This is a genomic window from Streptomyces sp. NPDC001339 (assembly GCF_042895955.1).
Taxonomy (GTDB): Bacteria; Actinomycetota; Actinomycetes; order Streptomycetales; family Streptomycetaceae; genus Streptomyces.
This window is the reverse complement of sequence record NZ_JBIAWT010000005.1, coordinates 283,751-304,727: the sequence shown is the minus strand read 5'-3', so window position 1 is coordinate 304,727 and position 20,977 is coordinate 283,751. Positions and strand designations below refer to the sequence as shown.

Genomic DNA, 20,977 nt, shown 5'->3' with positions numbered 1-20,977 from the left:
CAAGTAAGTGGGGTGCCACCGGCGGGGCGGTGCGGGCACCGCCCCGCCGCACCGCGGCCTAGACCTTCGCGAGCGGCGGCTCGGCGTCCGCCGCGTTGTCGTCGTCGGTGTCGTCCGCCTTGTCCTGGCTGCTGGGCTGCTCCTTGATGGAGCGCACGGGGCCGGCCAGCAGCGACAGACCGCCGATGACGGTGAGCGCACCGGCCACTGCCAGTCCCGCGGTGAGCCCGAAGAGGTCGCCGAGCGAACCGCCGACTGCGTAGCCCAAGGCCAGCGCGCCGTAGACGGCGGACAGCGCGGTACCGCTGACCCGGCCCATCTGCTCGTTGGGCGTCACGCCCTGCACCAGGCTCAGTACGTGGATGTCGAACATCGGGCTGACGAAGCCGATGACGGCCTGGACGACCAGCAAGCCGATGAAGCCGCCGAGCGCACCGGCGGAGGGGACCAGCAGATAGCCGAGGCCCAGCACCACGGCGGTGAGGATCATGGTGCGACCGAGCGTGAGGACCTTGGCGACCTGCTCGGAGAGCACGGCACCGACGATGACGAAGACCGACATCACGGCGAAGGCTGCGCCGACCTGGCCGGGGCTGAGGTCGAGCTCCTGGTACGCGTAGACGATCAGCAGCGCATCGCCCATCGCGGCACCCATGTTGACCACGACATTGGCGGTGAACAGGCTGCGCAGGATGGGCGTGCCGAACAGCGTGCGCAGCCCCTCCTTCATCTCTTCCTTGGCGTTGGCCTTGCGCTCCTCGAGCCGCTCGCGGTCGTCACGGTGGCGGATGAGCAGCAGGGCAACCAGAGAGACCAGAAAGGTGACGGCATCCACGGTGATGGCGCGCGCCGCGCCCAGCAGCTGCATCAGCGCGCCGCCCGCCCCGGCGCCGACCGCTTCGGCCAGGCTGCGGCTGATCTGGAGCTTGGTGTTGCCCTCGACGAGGTTCTCGGTGCCGATCAGCTGCGGCAGCCAGGATTGGTAGGCGACCTCGAAGAAGGTGGTGAGGGTGCCCACGACGCCCGCGACGACGTAGACGTGCGCCATGGTCAGCTCGCCGAAGGTGAAGGCCAGCGGGATCGACGCCAGGGCCAGGCAGCGGCCCACATCGGCGACGATCATGATGTGGCGACGGGACATCCGGTCGGCCAGCAGACCGGCGACCGGCGCCAGCAGCAGGAACGGCAGGAACCGCAGCGCGCCCAGCGCACCGACTTCCAGGGCTCCGCCATCAAGGATGACGATGGCGAGGGTCGACAGCGCCAGCACGGAGATTTTGTCGCCGAAATTGCTGATCGTCTGGCCGAACCATAGTTTGTTGAAGTCGGCGTGCCGGCCGAGAGACATGGGGAGTCCTTTTCTGATCGGGACAGGACTTGTCGTATGCCGGCGAAGGTAGGGAGCCCGGGTTATTGCCCGGTTACGAATTTCCCGAAGCGCGCGATGTCCGCGGATTCCTTGGCAATGCCGTCCCTGACTGCGCCGGACAGCTCGGCGAACGGGCTCACCCTCACCTCGGTGCCGCGTGCCGCCAGGTTCCAGGTTCCTACCGCCCAGCCGTCCACGACGACGGTGGGGCGCAGCTGGCCGCCGCCCGGCCACACCTGGCGCTCGTGCGCGGTGGGCACGGACAGCTCCCGGCCCCGGTAGGCGGTCAGGTAGTTGTCGTACGCGGGCAGCAGCCGCACGTCCGGTACCTCGGCCTCGGTGCCCAGGCCCGCAACGTCGTCGTGGTCCCGGTCCGGGACGTAGGGCCAGGCCCGCTTGGCCATCGAGAGCGTCAGCCCCGACCAGGTCGCGAAGTCCTGGGCGGTGGCTGGCCCGTAGCCGGCCCGGTAGCGGCGGGCCAGCTCCACCACAGCCGCTTCCCCCTGCCAGGGGAGCGGGCCGTCCTGTGGGAGCCAGGCATCCAGCGGGACGAAGGTGGCCCGGCCGTTGCGGTCCGGGCCGTGGCACAGCTGCCCGGACAATGCGCCATAGCGGATGAGGTGGAAGGCTGCCTGCCCCTTGGCAGGCACGCCGATGCCGGCCAGCCGCTCGGTCAGTTCTTCCCGGGTCAGCGGCCCCTCAGCGGCCAGTGCCTCGCCGATGAGCCGCTCGGCCCGGGCGCACAGCTGGGGGTCCACGGCCAGCTCCCGCAGCCGCCGCTCGCTCTGCTTACGGAAGACGGGTCCGAGGAGGGCCAGCAGCCAGCGGGCGTCACCGGCCGGGACGAGCTGCAGCGTGCCGCGCATGAACCAGCCACGCACTGCCGTGCGCTCCTGGCCGGTGGCCCGCCACACGTCATCAGCGCTGAGCCCACCGATGCGCGCCCGCAGCCCCAGTGCGGCGGCCTGGACGTCCTGGGCCTGTACGCCGACGACGCGGGTAAGCGCTTCGGTCACCGATCCGCAGCGGATACCGCCGCCGATTGCCTGAGCGCCGGCACGCCGGATGCGGGTGAGCCGTTGTTCCACTGTGCTGTCCATTCCCCCGGCCTCACGGCCGGCTCGGTGTGCGCGATCAGCTCCGGCCGCACGCGGCTGGGCCCCGTGCGGCCGGAGATTTCCTGTGTGAAGTGTGTAGGACGGGCGCGGCCGGTGGCGGCCAGGCGTCAGCCGCGGCGGCGCAACACCGCGTAGTAGCCGGGCAGCCGCAGCGCGTCGGCGTCGCTCTCGGGGTCGATGGCGTGCAGCTGTACCGCGTCGTCCTCGACCAGCTCCCAGCGCTCGGCGTCGAAGGCCCGCTCCAGCTCGGCCCGGGCGAAGCGGTGAGAGTGCCGCACGCCGGCCGCCTCCAGCGGAGCGACCAGGTCGACGGCCCGTCCCTTGGCGCCACCGACGAATCCGACGAACCCGAACGAGTCGGCGGAGTAATCGGGTTCGTGGACGATCAGTGCGCCGCCGGGTCCCATCAGACGCTCGGCGACCTCGGCCAGCCGGGCCCGCCCGGCGTCGTCCAGGACGTGGAAGACGCCGCGGATGAAGATGTTGTACGGGCCCTTGCCCAGCGCCCTGGCCTGCCGCGGATCGGTCATGTCCAGCGCCTGGTAGGAGACATTGGCCAGTCCTGCGGACTCAGCCCTGGCCCGCTCGATGGCACTGCGGGACACATCGACACCGATCACGTGCGGGAAGTGGGCGCCGAACTCGCGACTGTAGCGGCCGTTGCCGCAGCCGAGGTCGATCAGCGGCAGCTGGGGATCGAAGTGCGCCTGGGCCTGCTCGATGCACCAGGCGAACTCTTCGGAGCTGTCCGCATCCCACAGCACATCGCCGCCGCGTCCGGTGCGGGAGATACCCGCCCAGTAGCGCTCCCAGGCGTCGCTGGTATCGCGCTCGACGACCTGTGCGGGGCCGGCGTTCTCGGTGTCGACTGCCGTGGTCAGCTCGGCGACCACGGTGGACGACAGCGGGAACGCAGCCAGCTGCCATGTCTCCTCCTCGCCCAGGGAATCCAGTACGCCGCAGAAGGCGTCGAACATCTCCTCGATGAGGCCGTCGGGGTAAACGGCAGGCAAGTAGTCCCAGTTGAAGGTGAGACCGTCCGCCTTCTCGAAGATCTGGAAGTCCAAAGACACCTGGGGGGTCTGGGAGATCCCGTATACCGGGGCACCGAGTTCCGTCTCCTCATACTGCGGCGGGTGTCCGGCCAGGCTCGTCATAACGATGGGCATGGCCGGGGCCAGGGACCCGCGGAGCTTGGTGAGTTCACGCAGGACCTGCACTCCGCTGAAGTAGCGGTGTTCCAGGTCCGTCCACAGGCGGCGCTGTAGGTCGCGGGCGCGCGCCGCGAAGGTCGAGCCGGTGCGCTCGACGGCCAGCAGTAGCGTGGTGGTGGTGTCCGCAATAAGCTGGTTGACCTGCGGATGCAGCGGAATCCTGTTGTATAGCGGAAAATTGATGGTGAATCTCGACTGCCCGCTCCAGGCCGCCAACACTTCGGAATAGGCGGCGGCCAGCACACCGGAGGGGGTGACCTCGTGCTCGTGCGCAAGGCGCTGGATGCGCGACCACAGCTCGGGGCGCACACGGTGGCTGCGCCGCTCGAAGCGCATCGTCCGCTCGGGCGCGTCGGCAGGCCGGGCGGGCAGCTCGGGCGCCGGGGGCAAGGTAGCGAGGCGGTCGCGCCAGTACCACGCCGAGCGGCGGTACAGCTCGGTCTGACGCAACGGCTCACGAGTGGCCAGGACGTAGTCGCGGAACGTGAGTTCCAGCGGTTCGGGCGTATGCGCGGGGTCGCGGTAGAACGCCACGAGGTCGGGGACGAGGACCTGGAAGTAGCTCCAGGCATCCGCGATCAGGAAGTCCAGCGAGAGATGGATGCGGGCACGGACCGCGTTCCTGGGGGCTCCCTCGGCGGCGGGCAGCAGCGTGATCCGCACATCGAACAGTGGCCAGGTGTCGGCGTCCAGCACCTGGTGCGACAACTCCTCGCGCAGCGCGAGGAGCTCTTTGTCGGCCGCCTCGGGGGCGCGATCGCTCAGGTCGCGCACGGGGATGTCGTAGGCGGGGATCTCCTCCAGCACCTGCTGGGTGCCGTCGGGCAGGATGACCGTGCGCAGCGCATCGTGCCGCTCGACCAGACGGCGCCAGGCCCGGTCGAAGCGCGGCAGGTCCAGGTCGTCGCTCTCCCACTCGAAGTAGCCGTGGCAGCCCACATTGCCCAGCTCGACGAGGTTACCGCGGCCGATCCACATGGCTTGCTGGCTCTCGGTCAGCGGGAACGGCGCGAACCTCTCGACGGGGTCGGGCACGATGGCGGGCAGCCCGCCGAACCCGGTGGCGCCGGCGGTGCGCCGGGTGGTCAGATGCTCGGCGAGTTCGGCGACAGTGGGCATGCGGGACAGCTCCGACAGGCTCAGCTCGACCCCGTACGCCCCGCGCACAGCATCGATCAGCCGGAAAGCCAGCAGCGAATGACCGCCCAGGTCGAAGAAGTTGTCGTGGATGCCAACGGTCGGGGTGCGGAAGATCTCGCCCCACAGCCGGGCCAGGCCGTCCTCGGTCTCGGTACGCGGCGCCTCGTAGCCGGTGCTGATCGCGTCCCGGGCGTTGGGGGGCTCGGGCAGCACGGTGCGGTTGACCTTGCCGTTGGGTAGCCGGGGGAGTTCCGGCAGCACCACGATGGCGCTGGGCACCATGTAGTACGGCAGAGTCGCGGCGACCTGGGCGCGCACCGTGTCGGCAGCCACGTCCGCGCCGAGTGCGGGGGCGACATAGGCAATCAGCCGCTTGTCCCCGGCCGTGAGCTCGCGCATCACGACCACGGCCTCGGCAATCTCGTCGAGGCGTGCTACCGCGGTCTCCACCTCGCCGAGCTCCACCCGGAATCCCCGGATCTTGACTTGGGAGTCGTCACGGCCCAGCAGCTCCACGGCGCCGTCCGAACGGAACCGTGCCAGGTCGCCGGTGTCGTACAGCACCGCGTCCGGCTCCTCCGGTAGCGGGTTGGCGAGGAACTTCGTCCGGGTCAGCTCGGGCCGGTCGTGGTATCCAGCGGCAACCCCGGCCCCGGCCACGTGCAGTCGGCCGACCTCGCCGACGGGCAACGGGCGGTGCTGGTCGTCGAGGATATAAACGCGTTGATTGGCGATGGGGCGACCGACCGGCACCGGGCGGCTGCGCCGGATCGTCTCCGGCGTGCCCTGGCTGGTGTGATCGATCCCGACGCCCAAGTCCAGACAGGACAACACATTGGTGGTCTCGGTGGTGCCGTAGGTCATCACGACCCGGAAGGGGGTGTCGACAGGCGGCCAGCTATGCACCCGCTCCGCGGTGGTCACCATGATCCGCAGCTGGGTCTGGGCAGGCCACCGAAGGCCCCAGGCGGGCTCGGCGAGCGCGGCGACCAGCATGCAGTGGGTGATACCGCTCGCGACCATCCAGTCGCGGATCTGCTCGGGGGTCTGGGCCTGACCGGCCGCGGGGATGTGCACCGCGGCGCCCAGCGGCAGGTAGGGCAGCCACTCCATGATCTGAACGGCGAAGCCAGGAGTGGACAGCCACGAAGCACGGTCGCCGGGGCGTACACCATAGGCACGGCCGGTCCAGTGCACGAGGTTGGTCAGGGCCGAATGGCGCTCCAGCACGGCCTTGGGTGTGCCGGTCGAGCCGGAGGTGTAGATGAGGTGGCTGACCGTGTCCGGGGTGGTGGGCACGTTCGTGGGACCGTCGGAGCCCGAGGCGCCGGCGTCGGCAACGGACAGCCGGGCGACGCCGTCGGGGATCCGCGCCGCCTGGGCGTCAGGCACCAGGACCGTCAGCGGGGCCGCGTCCTCGACCATGGCGGCCAGCCGGCCATCGGGGTTGACCGGGTCGAGGGCGACGATGGCGGCGCCGGTCTTGAGGATTCCCAGCGAGCCGATGACGTACTCGGCGCTGCGCGGGTAGCACAGACCGATCCGGGTGCCGGGGCCCGCGCCGAGGGAGATCAGATGGTGGGCGAGCCGGTTGGTCTGCGCCTCCAGCTCGGCGAACGTCCACGAGCGCTCCCCATGGACCAGGGCCGGAGCTTCGGGGGTACGGGCGACCTGCTCGGCCAGTAGCTGGGCGTAGCCGGTGGCGGGCCAGGGCGTTTGGGTCCGGTTCCACTCCACCATCTGCCGGTGGCGCTCGGACAGGGGGACAGCACTCACGGACGGGCCTTTCCTTGCGGTTCGGAGAGAGTCAAGCGGCGGCCGGTGACGTACCGGTTATGCCGCCCGGGCGGGCAGGCCCGTGGGCAGCAGTCGCACCGGGATGCTGGTGATTCCCCAGGTGAAGTTGGAGGAGTTGAACACCACCGGACCGGCGAGCTCGAAGCCCTCCAGGAGCGGCGTCAACTCCTGCAGCAGCGCTGCGAGTTCAAAGCGTGCCAGGCGGGCACCCAGGCAGAGGTGACGGCCGTGACCGAAGGCAATGTGCCGGTTGGGACGGCGGTCGACGAGGAAGCGGTCGGGATCGGTGAAGACCTCTTCGTCGCGGTTGGCTGAGACATTCCACAGCGTGACCCGCTCGCCCGCGGCGATCGGCACACCGCCGATCTCGGTGTCGCGGGTGGCGGTGCGCAGCGCGTGCACGCCGGGGGTGGTCCAGCGCAGGATCTCCTCGACGGCCGGGCCGATGGCCGCTGGACCTCCAGTGCGTAGCAGCTGCCACTGCTCGGGCTGCCGGGCGAACATGTGGACCGCCCCGGCGGTCGAGTAGCGGGTGGTCTCGTTGGCGCCGGACAGCACACCGTTGCAGTTGAAGACGATCTCCTCGTCGGTCAGCGGGCGCCCCGTGCCGTCCCGTTCGTCGACCCGGGTCTGGTGGGCGATTTCGCTGACGAGGTCGTCGCCGGGCTCGGCGCGGCGCCGGCTCAGCAGCTCGATGAAGTACAGGAAGATCTCGGAGTGCGCGCTGGAGCGCACCTCCTCGTCCGGTGAGTCGAATGCCTCTGTGGTCAGTCGGCCGATCCACGCCCAGTCCGCGCGGGGAATACCCATCAGGGCGCACACCACGCGGTTGGGCAGCTGCTTGGCGAGGTCGATGAAGTCGAGTTCGCCGCGCTCGACGGCCTCCTCGACCAGGTCGCGGACGACCTCGGTGACGAGCCGCTCGATGCGGGGCATCCGGTCGGGGGCGAATGCCTGGTGCAGGGCCCGCTTGAGGCGGGTGTGGTGGGGCGCGTCCGACACGATCAGCATGCGGTTGGCCACCGCCGCGACCGCCGCCGGGTCGCTGCCCAGCCGCATGCCCTGGGCAGAGCTGAAGGTGTCGCTGTCGGCGTAGACCTTGACGATGTCGCGGTGGCGGCTGAGCACCCAGAAGCCGCCGCCGTCCGGCTCGGGGTGCCAGTGCACCGGGGCGTTGGCACGCAGCCAGGCGAAGGTGGGCCAGAAGTCGTTGCGGGCGAACGGCGCGGGGTCCAGCAGGTCGATGTGCATCGCTCTCAGTGCTCCAGTGCCCGACGCAGGCTCAGCGGGCGAGTGTCATGCCAGACGGTGTCCACATAGGCGCGGCAGGCAGCTTCGGTGTCCTGGTGTCCGACGGCCTGCCAGCCGTCCGGGATCTGAAGGCCGGCAGGGAACAGCCCGTACTGTTCCTCGTGGTTGACCAGGACCTGGTAGTGGGGTGCGGGGTCGGCGAGCATCGCTGGTGGCGTCCTTACAGGTGGGTGGGGGCGGCCGGCCGGGAGGCGGCGCGGATCACGTCGGCGAGCCGGGGCAGGATCAGCTCCGGGTTGCGCAGCACGGCGTGGTGGCCGCCGGGAAAGTCCATGCGGTGAGCGGCGCGGGTGGTGGCCTCGGCCCAACCGTCGAGCTGGTGAGCAGTGACGGTCTCGTCGGCGGTGCCGCCCCAAGCGTGGATCTCGATGTCCAGGCGGGCACCGGGCGTGTGGGCGTAGCTGCTGGACAGCTGGGCATCGCGGCGCAGCATGTCGAGCATCAGGGTGCGAGTATCCGGATCCAGCAGGGCCGCACCGGGGCCGCCCGCATCCAGCAGCTTGTTGAGCTCCTCGTCGTCCTCGACGATGCCGCGGCCCGCGCCGTCCCAGTGGCTGGGCGGGCGGCAGCCGCTGACGACGAGGGCGGCAGGCCCGAGGCGGCGGGCGAGTTCGTAGCCGATGAGGCCGCCGAAGCTGTGCCCGAAGATCGTCAGGGGGTGCCCGGGGGCGAGCCGGGCACGCACCTCGTCGGCGATGGCGTCGACGGCCTCGTCGAAGGTGTCCGGCATGGGATCGCGCCACCGGTTCTCCCGGCCCGGCAGTTGCACACCCCAGACCTGCGCACTGTCTGCCAACGGGCGCTGCCAGGCCCGGAACTGGTGGCAGCCTGCCCCGGCGGGCGGCAGGCACAGCAGCACCGGCCGGGAGTCATGAACAGGGGTGCCGCCAGGCTCTGGCCAGGTCGAGATCCATGCGCCGCCGGTCACCGCACACCTCCGGTGACAGGTCCGGCGGCCGGGGCACCGGCATCGGCCGACAGGGTCCGGTCGAGTTCGGCAGCCAGCCCGGCGGCGGTCGGATGGGCCAGCAGCTGGGCCAGCGTGACCCGGCCCCCGGTTCGGCGGCGCAGCTCGGCGACGGCGCGGGCGGCGAGCAGGGAGTGGCCGCCCAGCGCGAAGAAGTCCGCGTCGGGGTCGGTGATCTCGCGGTCGAGCAGCTCGTTCCACAGCTGTAGCACCTGCCGTTCCCGGTCGGTGAGGTCCGCCGCGGGGGCGTCGACGACCTGTGCGGCGTCGGCCAGATCGCGGGCGAGCGCGGCGCGGTCGGCCTTGCCGGTGGCCAGCGTCGGCAGGACCGGCACCGTGCGCACGGTGTGCGGGACGGCGGCGGTGGGCAGCAGGTCGGCGCAGCGGGCCAGCACGGCCGTGGACACCTCGCCGGCCCCTGGGGCCGCCACGACGGCCAGGCCGAGGGTGTCTCCGGAGCCGGTGACGTACGCGGCGGCCGCCTCGACGCCGGGGACCGCGGCGGCGACGCGGTCCACCTCGCCCAGTTCGACCCGGTGTCCACGGATCTTGACCTGGTCGTCGCGGCGCCCGCGGTACTCCAGCGTGCCGTCCGCGCGCAGCGCCACCAGATCGCCGGTGCGGTACATGCGTGCCCCGCCGCCCGCGAACGGGTCGGGGACGAAGCGGGCCGAGGTCAGGCCGGGTTGGTTACGGTAGCCGCGGGCCAGCGCCGGGCCGCCGAGGAAGAGCTCTCCTTCCTCGCCTCGGGCGACGAGCCGCAGCCGGGCGTCCAGGACGTAGGCGCGGTAGCCGGGCAGCGGGCGGCCGATGGTCCGCACGTCGTCCTGTTGGGCGCTGTCCGCCCAGGTTGCCGCGATGGTGGCCTCGGTGGGCCCGTAAACATTCAGGAAGCGCCGACCGGCGGCAAAGCGCTCGGCGAGGGCAGGCGGGCATGCCTCGCCAGCCACCACCACGACCTCAGCGGCGTCCAGGCCGTCGCCGTGCGCGGCCAGCAGCGAGGGAGTCAGCGATACGGTGCGCAGCCCGGGCGGCAGCGGCGAGGCATCGCCGTCGGCGCTGCGCAGCCCCTCCAGTGACAGGTCGGCCAAGGCGACACCCTGGCCGTGCAGGAGGTAGAGCAGGGTGCACCACAGCCAGCCGTCGAAGGCCGGGGAGACGGCGTTCAGGCCAAGCCCGCCGGGCGCCAGGCCCAGGGTGCCGAGGGCGTCGGTGAAGGTATCCAGGCCGCGATAGGTGACCTCGACTCCCTTGGGGCGACCGGTCGTTCCGGAGGTGTAGATGATGTACGAGCAGGCTTCCGGGTGGGGGATCACGGGCGCCACCGGGGCGGCAATCGGCACCGCCTGCACCGGGCGCACCAGCTCGATCCCGTCCATGTCCAGTTCCTGCGGGACCTGTGGGGCCAGCAGGGTGCGTACCCCGGCGTCTCGCAGCGCATACGCCAGCCGCTCGACCGGGTGCCCGGGGTCCAGCGGCACGGCGGTAGCGCCTAGCCGCCAGACGGCCAGCAGGGCAGCCACGCTGTCTGCGGTGCGGCCCAGCAGCAGCCCGACGGGACTGTGCTCACGCACCCCGTGCGCCGCAAGCAGCGCGGCCAGCTGCTCGCTGCGCTCGGCGAGTCCGACGAAGTCGAGGGTGGTGTCACTGGCCTGTACCGCGGTGTCGGCGGGCCGTTCGCGGCGCCCGCGGTCCACGGCACGCAGGATGCCCAGGGGGTATGCCTCGTCGGTCATCGAGCGTTCCTCTCTGCTTCCCGCGCCGGCGCCGGTGCGGTGGTGTCCTTCAGACGGGGGCCGGTGAGCGGCCCGGTGTTCTCCTGGGGCAGCTGGAGCGACTTGGTCTCCAGGTATCCGGCCAGGCCCGCGGCCCCGCATTCGCGGCCGATGCCGGACTGCTTGAAGCCGCCGAAGGGCGCGGCCGGGTTGAAGCCCGCCCCGTTGATGTCGACGACTCCGGTACGCAGCCGACGGGCGACACGCACGGCATGGGCGTCGTCACCGGCCCAGACACCGCTGTGCAAGCCGTAACGGGTGTCGTTGGCGATGTGTACCGCGTCGTCCTCCCCGTCGTGCGGTATCACGCACAGCACCGGGCCGAATATCTCTTCCTGGGCAATGCAGGAGGCCGGATCGACCCCCGCGAACAGGGTGGGGGTGACGTAGTGGCCGTGTTCCAGGCCCACGGGCCGCTCGGTGCCACCGCGTACGAGGTCGGCGCCGCCGTCCACGCCTGCGCGGAGGTAGCCGGCGACGCGGTCGCGCCCGGCCTCCGATACCAGCGGCCCGAGGTCGGTCGCGGGATCCCGCGGGTCGCCGACCACGTACTGGGCCATGGCCTCGTCAGCGATGCGCACCGCCTCGTCGTGCTGCTCGCGCGGCACCAGCAGCCGGCTCCACTGCAAGCACGCCTGGCCCGAGTTGAAACACACACGGTCGACGGTCTCGCGCACCGCCGCTTCCAGATCGGCGTCGGCCAGGACGAGGCTGGCGCCCTTGCCACCGAGCTCCAGGTGAACGCGCTTGACGGTGTCAGCGCCCAGGACCGAAACCTCGCGCCCCGCCCGGACGGAACCTGTGAGCGAGACCAGGTCGACGGCCGGGTGCGCGGCCAACGCCGCCCCCGCCTGAGGGCCGGTGCCCACCACCATGTTGAACACGCCGGGCGGAAGTTCGGCCTCGGCCATGATCTGGGCGAACAACCGGGCGTGCAGCGGTGTGAGTTCGCTGGGCTTGTGGATGACGGTGCAGCCAGCGGCGAGCGCAGGCAGCACCTTCTGCACGGTCAGCAGCAACGGCATGTTCCACGGTGTGATGCAGGCGGCCACACCGGCCGGTTCGCGTACCACGAGGGAGTGCCCGACGCGCTCCTCGAACGCAAAGGTTTCGAGGACCTGGGCGCTGTGCGCGGCCATGCCGATGGCGAGCCCGACCTGAGTGTGCCGGGCCAGCCGCACCGGGGCGCCGACCTCGGCCGTGATGGTGTCGGCGAGCTGTTCGGCGTGCCGCTCCAGTCCGGCGGTGATCCGACCCAGCGCGGCCAGGCGCTGCCGTATCGGGGTGGTGGACCAGACGGGAAACGCGTCAGCGGCGGCGCGGGCCGCCCGGTCGGCGTCGGCGGCGCAGCCGCTGGGCACGGTCGCCAGCAGCTGCCCGGTGCTGGGGTCGGTGACGGCCAGTTGCTCGGTGGCCAGGGACGCGGTCCACCGGCCGCCGATCCACTGGTCGGTGTGGCAGACGGGACCGGTAGTGGACGGAACGGCGGGCGCAGTCGGCTCGGTCATGGGCGGTCCTTACCTGTAGGCGAGGGAGGAGTGAGGCGTGTGAGAGGCCAGGGCGGGGCCGTGTACGGCGGGGTACGCCCGCCGGGCCCGGTGCATGCCCGGTCCGGCGGATGCAGCGGGCCGGGCGGGGTGATCGGGGGACTGCAGCAGAGAGCCCAGTAGGCGCTGTGTCTCACGGGCCGGAGGGACGCCCAGTTCCTCGCGGAGCCGGCGTGCGCACAGCTCGTACCAGTTGCGCACCTGCACCAGTTCGCCGCGGCTGCCGTGCGCGGCCATCAACTCCCGGTACGTCTCCTCGTGGTGCCGGTCGATCTCCAGCGTGCGGCGGCACAGCTCGATGAGCCCGGGGAAGTCCTCGCGGGCGCGCGCCTGGCACCGCAGCTCCGCGAGGGCGCGCAGGGCGAGGCACTTGAGGTACTCGCGTTGTTCGATGATCCAGTCGGCCTGCTCGCCGGGCAGGAACTCCCCGCGGTAAAGGGCGAGAGCGCCGCGTAGCGCGTCGGCGGCGTCCGCGCCCCGGCCGTCACGGGCGGAGGCGAGGCCCGCGGTCACCAGCCGCTGGAACCGCGCCACGTCGTTGGTGGCGTCGTCCATGTGCAGCACATAGCCGAAGTCCCGGTGCACCAGGCGGATGCCACAGCTTTCCTGCTGCTCCGGGCGGGCCTGAAGCACCTGCCGCAAGGCGTGTGCGGCGACCTTGAGGGAGCTGCGGCCGGCCGACCACTCCGCCTCGGGCCACAGCACCTCATACAGCCGCTCGCGGGTGAGGATACGGTCCTGGTGCAGGGCCAGGTACTGAAAGAGCTGCCGGGCCTTTCCCGCCCGCCAGCGGCGCACCGGGACGCCGTCCACGGTGACGGAGAACGCGCCGAGGAACTGGATTTCCACCCGGCGTCGAACCGCTTCGTTCACCGTGGCGGTCATTCCTGCCTCCTGCAATTCCGGGGCTGTGGGCCGAATCCTGAGCACCACATCGTCCGGAAAGTCTCACGGCTCCGTCTTGCGCGTTTCTATAGTTCGGCCCCCTGGCGGTTGTAGGTGCCCGATAGGCGGCCCGCCTGACACTGGGCCATACGTATCCGTGCCCGGCCTCGGCCGTGTCTGAAATGAGGGTCCGTCAATGACCAACACTGACAACCGTGTACGCAAGGTCGTCATCCTCGGCGGCGGTACGGCCGGCTGGATGACGGCTGCGTATCTCGGCAAGGCGCTGCAGGACTCAGTGGAGATCACCGTCTTGGAGGCGCCGTCCATTCCGCGGATCGGCGTGGGTGAGGCGACCGTGCCGAATCTGCACCGAGCGTTCTTCCAGTACCTCGGCATCCCTGAGGAAGAGTGGATGCGCGAGTGCAACGCCAGCTTCAAAATGGCGGTGCGGTTCGTCAACTGGCGCACCGAGGGCACAGGCGAGGCGGGCGCGAGGACGCTTCCCGAGGGCGGACCGGACCACTTCTACCACCCCTTCGGGCTGCTGCCCGACCACGACCAGACACCGCTGTCCCATTACTGGTTCAAGCGCAAGCACGAGGGACTGACCACCGAGCCGTTCGACTACGCCTGCTTCCGAGAGCCCCCGGTGATGGACGCCATGAAGGCGCCGCGCTGGCTGGACGGCCGCCCGGCCACCCGGTACGCCTGGCACTTCGACGCACAGCTGGTCGCCGACTTCCTGCGCCGCTTCGCCACTGAGAAGCAGGGGGTGCGCCACGTCGAGGACGAGATGGTGCGCGTCGAGCAGGACGAGCGGGGCTATGTGACAGCGCTGCACACCAAGAGCGGCTCGACATTGGACGCCGACCTGTTCGTGGACTGCTCCGGCTTCCGCGGGCTGTTGATCAACAAGGCGATGGCCGAGCCGTTCATCGACATGAGCGACCATCTGCTGTGTGACAGCGCGGTGGCCACCGCCGTACCGCATGACGACGAGAAGAACGGTGTGGAGCCGTACACCTCCGCCATTGCCATGTCGTCGGGCTGGACCTGGAAGATTCCGATGCTGGGACGCTTCGGCACCGGCTATGTCTACTCCAGCAAGTTCGCCTCACAGGAAGAGGCAACCGCGGAATTCTGTGAGCTGTGGGACCTGGACCCGGAACAGACGCAGTTCAACCACGTGCGGTTCCGGGTAGGCCGCAACCGCCGGGCGTGGGTGAAGAACGTGGTCAGCATCGGTCTTTCGTCCTGCTTCCTGGAGCCGCTGGAGTCGACGGGCATCTACTTCATCACCGCCGCGATCTACCAGCTGGCCAAGCACTTCCCGGACCGTACGTTCAACCCGGCACTGATCGACCGCTTCAACCACGAGATAGAGGTGATGTTCGACGACACCCGGGACTTCATTCAGGCGCACTTCTACTACGCACCGCGCAACGACACCCCGTTCTGGCGGGCCAACAAGGAACTGACCCTTCCGAAAAACATCCAGGACAAGATCGCCGCGTACCAGGCCGGGCTGCCGATCAACTCGCCGATTACCGACGAGAGCACGTACTACGGAAACTTCGAGGCGGAATTCCGCAACTTCTGGACCAACGGCAGCTACTACTGCATCTTCGCGGGCCTGGGTCTGGAGCCGGATGCCCCACTGCCGGTGCTCGCTCACAAGCCCGAGTCCGTGGCTGGCGCGGAGCCGTTGTTCGAGGAGGTCAAGCGGACCCAGCGGGAGCTGCTGGAGACGCTGCCGAGCGCTTACGACTACCTGCGGCAACTGCACGGCTGAGGCCCGGCCACGGACGCCGCTGCACTGCGGACCCCTCTACGGCCCGGCTGCCCGTCGCCACCGGCAGCCGGGCCGTAGCGCGCACCTGCCCGCTCTCCACCGACCTCAGGAACGCCCATGTCCCGCGCCACCCCACTCCCTTCCCTCTCCGCCCATACGGCCTCGCCCATGGCCCCCGCAGATCTGCGCCCGTTGATGGCTGGGTTTCCCAGCGGCGTCGCCGTCGTCACCACCCTGGACGAGACCTCGGCGCCGCGCGGAATGACGTGCAGCTCGCTGTGCAGCGTCGCGCTCAGTCCGGCTACCCTCGTGGTGTGCCTGCGCTCGGTCAGCCCCACCCTTGAGGCGGTCCTGGTGCACGGCGGATTCACCCTCAACCTCCTGCATGATCAGGCCAGTTGGGTCTCGGAACTGTTCGCCTCCGGAGCCCCGGACCGCTTCGACAAGGTGGCGTGGGGGATGCCGCCGGGTGCCGCGGGACCGCATCTGAACGATGTCGCCCACGCCATCGCCGACTGTGCGGTGTCCCATACCGTCCACGTCGGCGACCACACCGCGTTGTTCGCAACCGTCCACCACGTCACCCTCCACGACGAGCGGCAGCCGCTGCTGTACGGGCAGCGCCGGTACGCCCGCTGGAGCGATGCCGTGGCGGCCCCGGCGCCGGACGGGGTCAGGGAAGGGCAGCGCTGATGACCGGCCTCGCTCCGTTCCCGCAGCTACTGCTGACCCTCTCCGCGGTGATCCTGGGGTGCCGCGCTGGTGCCACGCTGTTCAGGCGTCTGGGCCAGCCGCCAGTGGTAGGGGAGATCATCGTCAGCATCCTGATGGGCCCCACACTCCTGGGCTGGCTATGGCCTCAGGCGCACGCCACGCTGTTTCCACCGGGCGTGACCGGTTCCATCGACGCGCTGGGCCAACTCGGGCTGGTCGCCTTCATGTTCCTGGTCGGGCTGGAACTGGACACCGGTGCGCTGCGCCGCGCCGGCCGTACCGCCGCGGTGGTCAGTCAGGCCGGTGTGGTGCTGCCGCTGCTGCTGGGCGGGCTGCTCGCGCTGGCGATGTACGAGCCGTTCGCCCCGCCCGGCGTGGCGCGGCCGCCGTTCGTTCTGTTCATCGCGGTGGCCATGAGCATCACCGCGTTTCCCGTCCTCGCCCGGGTACTCACCGACCAGGGCCTGAGCGGCACCCGGCTCGGCACGCTGGCCATGATGTGCGCCGCCGTCGACGATGTCACCGCCTGGTGTCTGCTGGCCGCCGTCGTCGCCCTGGCGTCCAGCGGCTCGCCGCTGGACGCGGCCACCACCGGCGCCCTCACGGTCGCCTTCGTCGCCGCACTGATCGTGGTCGTCCGCCCGCTGCTCGCCCGCTGGGTGCGCCGCACCCCCGACCGCGACGGCGAACGGGACGGGCTGCTGCTGACCGTGCTGTTCTCCGGGCTGTGTCTGTCCGCACTGGTCAGCGACCACATCGGCGTGCACGCCCTGTTCGGTGCGTTCGCCTTCGGCGCCATCACCCCACGTGGGGTGCCCGCGATCGAGCGCTGTGCCGCCCGGCTGCAAGCCGTGGTGCTGACCTTGTTCGTTCCGCTGTACTTCGTCCGCACCGGGTTGCACACCGACTTCGGGGCTCTGGGTGCCGTGTCCGGGCAGTGGTGGTGGGTGGCGGCCGTACTCGCTGTGGCGATGCTCGGCAAGGTGGGCGGCAGCGCCGTCGCGGCCCGCGCCTGCGGTCAATCCTGGCAGGATGCGCTGTCGCTGGGCGCACTGATGAACTGCCGTGGCCTCACCGAGCTGGTCATCTTGAACGTCGGCCTGCAACTGGGGGTCATCGGCCCGGACCTGTTCTCTGTCTTGGTGCTGATGGCCCTCGTCACCACCGTGGTGACGACGCCCGCCCTGCGTCTACTGCGTACCGCCCGGTCGGCCGAGGTCCCGTCCCTGCCGGACGCGACGGCGCCTGAGCCCGCCGTGCCTCGATGATTCCGGGCCACCTCAGGAGAGTTCGGCCGTCCGTTCGGCTGCCGTGACGAGCCGCGTGGCCAGCTCCTTGACAGCCTCGCGTAGCTCGTCCGGCCGTTGGATCGTGAACGGCCACTCCAGGGAGGCAAGGAGATGGGCGGTGCCATCCAGGCGGTCGGCCTGGGTCCGCATCAGGGCACCGGAGGGCTGGGCGGTGAGGGTGACGGCCGAGCGTGGCAGTCGGCGGGCGACCTCCTCCAGGGGGCCGTGGATGAGCACCTCGACCTGCCAGTGGTAGCGGCCCTGGCCGAGATTCGCCGTGAGGTGGGCAACCGGGTCGAAGCCGTCGGGGACAGTGAAGGTGCCGGTCCGCGGCGTGGCGGAAGTAATGCGGTCGATGCGGAAGGTGCGTAGGGCGTCGCGGAGGTGGTCGTAACCGACGGCGTACCAGCGACCAGAGTGGAAGACCACGCCGTACAGGTCGACATCACGCTCGGTCTCGTCCTGCTGCCGGGAGCGGTATCCGATGCCGATGGTGGTGCCCGCGCGGGACGCCTGGGCCAGCGCCAGCAGGATGCCGGTCTCGGGTGCCTGCGCGGTCACCGCGCTGGCGGTGAAGAAGAGGGCCTCGCGCATGGCGGCGAGCGGTGCGCGCAACGCGTCCGGCAGCACGCGTTCGATCTTGGCCAGGGCACCAGCGCCGGCGGGGGCGGTCGTACTCATCCCCAGCTGCTCCCCGGCGAGTAGACCGAGGACAACGGCGAGGGCTTCATCGTTGCTGAGGACGAGTGGGGGCATCCGATATCCGCGGGCCAGCCGGTAGCCGCCATAGCGGCCCCGTTCGGCCTCGACGGGGATACCGAGCTCGCGCAGGTGGGCGGTATAGCGGCGGATGGTACGGACGTCGGTACTCAGCTGGTCGGCCAGCTCGGCACCGGTCAGCCCGGCGTGTGACTGGAGGAGTTCCAGGAGGGTGAGCACACGTGTCAGGGGATGCGACATGGATCACTTGGCATTTCCGGTCTCACCGCCACAATACCGGGCGGAATCTGTCCTGTATCGATTCTACGCTCCCTACGACACCTCAATTCAGGGAGATCACATGGCTGTCTTCGTACTCGTTCCCGGGGCCTGGCTGGGCAGCTGGGCCTGGGAGGACACCGCCCGCGCCCTGCGCGAGCACGGCCACACGGCGCTGCCACTGACCCTGACGGGGCTGGGCGAGCGTACGGAACAGGGCGGCCCCGGCACGGACCTCGACACCCACATCGCAGACATCACGCGCTTCGTCGAACAGCACGATCTGCGCGAGGTCACGCTCGTCGCGCACAGCTACGCGGCGGCCCCCGTATCCGGCGCCGCCGGGCGCCTCGGCGAACGGCTGGCACGCGTGGTCTATGTGGACAGCGCCCCGTTCACCGAGGGCATGTGTCTGCTCGATCTGTTGCCGCCGCAGGAGGTGGACGAGCTGCGCCGGCAAGTGGCCTCATCCGGTGACGGGTGGGGGCTGCCGATGCCGTCTTTCGATGCGCTGGGCGCAGGCGGCAGCTTGGACGGGCTCGGGGAGCAGCAGCGGAAGCTGATGCGCGAGAACGCCACCCCGCAGCCGTTCGGTACGTACGAGCAGCGCCTCTCCGGGCCGGTCGAGCCCGGCCCGGAGGTGGACCGCGTCATGGTGGCCTGCAAGGACTTCACAGCCCTGCTGGACAGCGGCGTGCCGATGCTGGCCTTCCTCAACGAGGCACCATGGCGCCGCTTCGACCTGCCCACCGGCCACTGGCCGATGCTCTCGGCGCCCACAAAGCTCGCCGCCGTCCTCGATACGGCGGTCCGCTGACCTGCGATCCGCACGGCCAGCAGGCTGTCTGCCGGGCCCGCCCTGACAGTAGCCCTGAACGGCGGCGGGAGGCAGCGCATCGAGGCCGCCCACTACCTGATCACCATCGGCTCCGCCCCGTCGACGGCCTGCCGGAAGCCGGGTACCTCACCTCGACCACCGCGATGGAGCTGAACCACCTGCCCCAGTCGATGATCGCGGTGGGCGGCAACGCGGTCGGGCTGGAACAGGCCCAGCTCTTCGCCCGCCTGGGCACCACCGTCACGTGATCGAAGTCCTGGACCGCCTCGCCCCGTTCGAGGAACCCGAAATCTCCGCCGCCCTCGGAGCCGTCCTCGACGGTGAGGACATCACCGTGCACACATCCACCTCCCTGACAGCAGTACGCCGTGACCAGGCCGGCTGCACCGTCACCACCCACGGCAACGGCAGCGGCGGACCGGACGTCGAACTGAGCGCCGAGCAACTGCTGATCGCCACCGGCCGCCGCCCGGTCACCGCCGGACTGAACCTGGACGCGGTCGGAGTGAAAATCGGGCCCTGATACGGGCGGACGACCTTCCGGAGACGCCGGCGGCCGGCGACATGCGCGCGGTGTTCGGTGAGGAGATCCGACATGACGAGACGAGACACTCCATGACGCTCACCTTCACCCGGCACCCCGACGCCAAGCGCTACGAACTGCGCCCCCGGGGCGCGGCCCCCGTCCACGTGCACCGTGGCGCCCCCAACGGCCACCCCCTTCCCGACGGGTGCAAGCCACGCTTCACCCTCGCTGCCGACCCTGCCGGCGCCGAGCCGCTCGCCGTAGTGGTCAGGGGTGAGCACGGCGGGCGCCTCGCCGTGCTCACCCCTGACCACGAGCACCTGGCTGAACTGCTCCTGCCGCCGCGGAAGAAGCGGTGGCGGCCCGTGTGCGAGATCCTCCTGCCCGATGGGACGGTGCTGCGCGGACGGGAGGGGACGGTGCCATCCCTGCTCTTGTGGCTGGTGCTGCTGCCGTTCGTCCTGCTCTACCTGGTTGGCCTGGCGCTCTCCGACGTCCCCTTCGACGGCATCGGCTCCCCTCTGCGAACGGCCTGGAAGCGGCCGGGCAGGCTCGTCGGCCGAGCGGCCCTGACCGAGTCCGTGCGCGGCCGGTTCCGTGTCCGGGGCGACAGGCTCGACCATCGGGTCGCGTACGCGCAGGCGGTGGCCAAGTACTGGGAACGGTGACCCGTTGGTCGGCCCTCGCCTGACATGCCCGGCCCTACGACGGCGTCATCGACATACCCGCAGCAGCGTGTTGGAAGGTGCCTGGGGTAATGCCGTACGTGCGCTTGAACCAGCGGTTGAAGTGCGCCTGGTCGGAGAAGCCGGTGGAGACAGCGGCCTGCGCCAGCGGGATGCCGCTGGCGGGCTCCCGGGTCCTGTCCGGCATCGAACCGCTGCGTGCCACCACGTACGCGCCGTGCGCGGGCCGTCCCGGTGGTCAACACCCTGTGCGCCACACTCGTCCTCGGTGAGTCCTTCGGGCTGCTGCCAGGCATAGGGGCGTTGGTCCTGCTCGCGGGTGCTGCGCTGGCTGTCACCCAGGGCAAGTTGCCCCGGCGCAAGGCCACTTCCGTCGATCGTTCGCCTGTTGATGCCGATGTTGACGCCGATGGTGATGCCGGGGCCGGCGTAGCCTCCCGAGGGCGCCCGACATCAAGCCGCTGACCCGGCCGGCGGTTTCCTCGCGTCCGTTTGCGCTGCTGCGGCAGCCGCGTGCCGCCCGGGCGGATGGAGAGCTGCGCCGGGCGGCACCTTCGAGTTCCGCGGAGTGGGCCCGGTGCCGGGGCGCCGCCTTGGGCACCGGACCCACTTCCTCTTTCGTGTTTCCGTTGTTTCGTTTGTTTCGTTTGTTTCGTTTGTTTCGTTTGTTTCGCTAGTCGTTTGCTGTTTCGCTGTTTCCGTTACTTGCCCATGCCGACGGCGTTGTTGCAGCCCATGCTCGAGCCCATCGCGGTGTGCTGCGCACCCGGAGCACCCTCACCGTTGAGCGCGTTGCCCAACAGACCGTTGAGGATGCCGACTTCGCCGAGGACGTCGACGTTGATGTCGTGCGACCGGCACGAGCTGCCGGACTTGATAGACGAGCCATGGCCGTCGGCATAGGCGGTGCCGGCGCCAAGGAAGGTGACACTGCCGAGAGCGGTGACCACAACGGCAGCCGTACGAAGCTTGCTCATTTCCCATCTCCGGAGGTTGAACGGATGCGATCGGTAGTCGATCGACTTCAT

General features: G+C 70.3%; 18 protein-coding genes. 6 read left to right on the top strand and 12 right to left on the bottom strand.

The features are described 5' to 3' along the window. Nucleotides 1-58: 58 nt before the first annotated feature. From ACFY12_RS16735 to ACFY12_RS16695, 9 genes are all read right to left on the bottom strand, one after another. The gene (locus ACFY12_RS16735) at nucleotides 59-1,348 is read right to left on the bottom strand and encodes an MFS transporter (protein WP_390716508.1); all 1,290 of its coding nucleotides are present in this window, start codon (nucleotides 1,346-1,348) and stop codon (nucleotides 59-61) included. A gap of 62 nt (nucleotides 1,349-1,410) precedes the next feature. Then, nucleotides 1,411-2,469: a winged helix DNA-binding domain-containing protein gene (locus tag ACFY12_RS16730; protein WP_390716507.1), complete on the bottom strand. Its 1,059-nt coding sequence runs from the start codon at nucleotides 2,467-2,469 to the stop codon at nucleotides 1,411-1,413. Nucleotides 2,470-2,594: 125 nt separating this feature from the next. Then, nucleotides 2,595-6,617, bottom strand: a complete 4,023-nt coding sequence (locus tag ACFY12_RS16725) for an amino acid adenylation domain-containing protein (protein ID WP_390716506.1) — start codon at nucleotides 6,615-6,617, stop codon at nucleotides 2,595-2,597. Nucleotides 6,618-6,674: 57 nt separating this feature from the next. Continuing rightward, a complete protein-coding gene (locus ACFY12_RS16720) occupies nucleotides 6,675-7,889 on the bottom strand; it encodes a cytochrome P450 (RefSeq protein ID WP_390716505.1) in 1,215 nt (404 codons plus the stop codon). A 5-nt stretch (nucleotides 7,890-7,894) separates the two neighbouring features. Continuing rightward, entirely contained in the window at nucleotides 7,895-8,095 is a 201-nt protein-coding gene (locus tag ACFY12_RS16715; protein WP_390716504.1) for an MbtH family protein, read from the bottom strand. Nucleotides 8,096-8,109: 14 nt separating this feature from the next. Next, entirely contained in the window at nucleotides 8,110-8,877 is a 768-nt protein-coding gene (locus tag ACFY12_RS16710) for a thioesterase II family protein (protein WP_390716503.1), read from the bottom strand. Continuing rightward, complete coding sequence (locus tag ACFY12_RS16705; RefSeq protein ID WP_390716502.1) at nucleotides 8,874-10,652, bottom strand: non-ribosomal peptide synthetase; 1,779 nt, start codon at nucleotides 10,650-10,652, stop codon at nucleotides 8,874-8,876. Before ACFY12_RS16705 ends, ACFY12_RS16710 begins: the two co-directional genes overlap by 4 nt. Next, complete coding sequence (locus ACFY12_RS16700; protein ID WP_390716501.1) at nucleotides 10,649-12,199, bottom strand: aldehyde dehydrogenase family protein; 1,551 nt, start codon at nucleotides 12,197-12,199, stop codon at nucleotides 10,649-10,651. Before ACFY12_RS16700 ends, ACFY12_RS16705 begins: the two co-directional genes overlap by 4 nt. A gap of 9 nt (nucleotides 12,200-12,208) precedes the next feature. Beyond that, nucleotides 12,209-13,123, bottom strand: a complete 915-nt coding sequence (locus ACFY12_RS16695; protein ID WP_390716500.1) for a BTAD domain-containing putative transcriptional regulator — start codon at nucleotides 13,121-13,123, stop codon at nucleotides 12,209-12,211. Nucleotides 13,124-13,319: 196 nt separating this feature from the next. Here ACFY12_RS16695 and ACFY12_RS16690 point away from each other — a divergent pair, with 196 nt between their 5' ends. The 3 genes from ACFY12_RS16690 (at nucleotide 13,320) to ACFY12_RS16680 (ending at nucleotide 16,900) form a co-directional block, all read left to right on the top strand. Continuing rightward, nucleotides 13,320-14,918 carry a tryptophan halogenase family protein gene (locus ACFY12_RS16690; protein ID WP_390716499.1) on the top strand — a complete coding sequence of 533 codons (1,599 nt, stop codon included), beginning with the start codon at nucleotides 13,320-13,322 and terminating at the stop codon, nucleotides 14,916-14,918. 168 nt (nucleotides 14,919-15,086) lie between these two features. Next, nucleotides 15,087-15,611, top strand: a complete 525-nt coding sequence (locus ACFY12_RS16685) for a flavin reductase family protein (protein ID WP_390716498.1) — start codon at nucleotides 15,087-15,089, stop codon at nucleotides 15,609-15,611. Beyond that, complete coding sequence (locus tag ACFY12_RS16680) at nucleotides 15,611-16,900, top strand: cation:proton antiporter (RefSeq protein ID WP_390716497.1); 1,290 nt, start codon at nucleotides 15,611-15,613, stop codon at nucleotides 16,898-16,900. The genes ACFY12_RS16685 and ACFY12_RS16680 overlap by 1 nt, the downstream gene beginning before the upstream one ends. 12 nt (nucleotides 16,901-16,912) lie before the next feature. On the opposite strand, the gene ACFY12_RS16675 is transcribed toward ACFY12_RS16680, so the two are convergent. After that, on the bottom strand, nucleotides 16,913-17,881 hold the full coding sequence (locus tag ACFY12_RS16675; protein WP_390716496.1) for a helix-turn-helix transcriptional regulator: 969 nt from the start codon (nucleotides 17,879-17,881) through the stop codon (nucleotides 16,913-16,915). A gap of 100 nt (nucleotides 17,882-17,981) precedes the next feature. On the opposite strand from ACFY12_RS16675, the gene ACFY12_RS16670 reads away from it, so the two are divergent. The 3 genes from ACFY12_RS16670 (at nucleotide 17,982) to ACFY12_RS16660 (ending at nucleotide 19,931) form a co-directional block, all read left to right on the top strand. Then, entirely contained in the window at nucleotides 17,982-18,716 is a 735-nt protein-coding gene (locus ACFY12_RS16670; RefSeq protein ID WP_390716495.1) for an alpha/beta fold hydrolase, read from the top strand. Between the two features lie 265 nt (nucleotides 18,717-18,981). Continuing rightward, complete coding sequence (locus ACFY12_RS16665; RefSeq protein WP_390716494.1) at nucleotides 18,982-19,260, top strand: FAD-dependent oxidoreductase; 279 nt, start codon at nucleotides 18,982-18,984, stop codon at nucleotides 19,258-19,260. Nucleotides 19,261-19,352: 92 nt separating this feature from the next. Then, nucleotides 19,353-19,931: a hypothetical protein gene (locus ACFY12_RS16660; protein ID WP_390716493.1), complete on the top strand. Its 579-nt coding sequence runs from the start codon at nucleotides 19,353-19,355 to the stop codon at nucleotides 19,929-19,931. A gap of 34 nt (nucleotides 19,932-19,965) precedes the next feature. Here ACFY12_RS16660 and ACFY12_RS16655 read toward each other — a convergent pair whose 3' ends face one another. Together ACFY12_RS16655 and ACFY12_RS16650 are read right to left on the bottom strand one after the other, a co-directional pair. Next, nucleotides 19,966-20,136, bottom strand: coding sequence for a helix-turn-helix domain-containing protein (locus tag ACFY12_RS16655; protein ID WP_390716492.1), 171 nt, complete (start codon nucleotides 20,134-20,136; stop codon nucleotides 19,966-19,968). A gap of 514 nt (nucleotides 20,137-20,650) precedes the next feature. Continuing rightward, on the bottom strand, nucleotides 20,651-20,926 hold the full coding sequence (locus ACFY12_RS16650) for a hypothetical protein (protein WP_390716491.1): 276 nt from the start codon (nucleotides 20,924-20,926) through the stop codon (nucleotides 20,651-20,653). Nucleotides 20,927-20,977: the final 51 nt, after the last annotated feature.

Bases quoted from the DNA above. Each gene is read 5' to 3' on its own strand.
- ACFY12_RS16690 (WP_390716499.1), top strand. From the start codon at position 13,320: ATGACCAACACTGACAACCGTGTACGCAAGGTCGTCATCCTCGGCGGC.
- ACFY12_RS16655 (WP_390716492.1), bottom strand. From the start codon at position 20,136: ATGCCGGACAGGACCCGGGAGCCCGCCAGCGGCATCCCGCTGGCGCAG.
- ACFY12_RS16670 (WP_390716495.1), top strand. From the start codon at position 17,982: ATGGCTGTCTTCGTACTCGTTCCCGGGGCCTGGCTGGGCAGCTGGGCC.
- ACFY12_RS16675 (WP_390716496.1), bottom strand. From the start codon at position 17,881: ATGTCGCATCCCCTGACACGTGTGCTCACCCTCCTGGAACTCCTCCAG.
- ACFY12_RS16735 (WP_390716508.1), bottom strand. From the start codon at position 1,348: ATGTCTCTCGGCCGGCACGCCGACTTCAACAAACTATGGTTCGGCCAG.
- ACFY12_RS16695 (WP_390716500.1), bottom strand. From the start codon at position 13,123: ATGACCGCCACGGTGAACGAAGCGGTTCGACGCCGGGTGGAAATCCAG.
- ACFY12_RS16650 (WP_390716491.1), bottom strand. From the start codon at position 20,926: ATGAGCAAGCTTCGTACGGCTGCCGTTGTGGTCACCGCTCTCGGCAGT.
- ACFY12_RS16660 (WP_390716493.1), top strand. From the start codon at position 19,353: ATGACGCTCACCTTCACCCGGCACCCCGACGCCAAGCGCTACGAACTG.
- ACFY12_RS16705 (WP_390716502.1), bottom strand. From the start codon at position 10,652: ATGACCGACGAGGCATACCCCCTGGGCATCCTGCGTGCCGTGGACCGC.
- ACFY12_RS16680 (WP_390716497.1), top strand. From the start codon at position 15,611: ATGACCGGCCTCGCTCCGTTCCCGCAGCTACTGCTGACCCTCTCCGCG.
- ACFY12_RS16730 (WP_390716507.1), bottom strand. From the start codon at position 2,469: ATGGACAGCACAGTGGAACAACGGCTCACCCGCATCCGGCGTGCCGGC.
- ACFY12_RS16720 (WP_390716505.1), bottom strand. From the start codon at position 7,889: ATGCACATCGACCTGCTGGACCCCGCGCCGTTCGCCCGCAACGACTTC.
- ACFY12_RS16715 (WP_390716504.1), bottom strand. From the start codon at position 8,095: ATGCTCGCCGACCCCGCACCCCACTACCAGGTCCTGGTCAACCACGAG.
- ACFY12_RS16700 (WP_390716501.1), bottom strand. From the start codon at position 12,199: ATGACCGAGCCGACTGCGCCCGCCGTTCCGTCCACTACCGGTCCCGTC.
- ACFY12_RS16685 (WP_390716498.1), top strand. From the start codon at position 15,087: ATGGCCCCCGCAGATCTGCGCCCGTTGATGGCTGGGTTTCCCAGCGGC.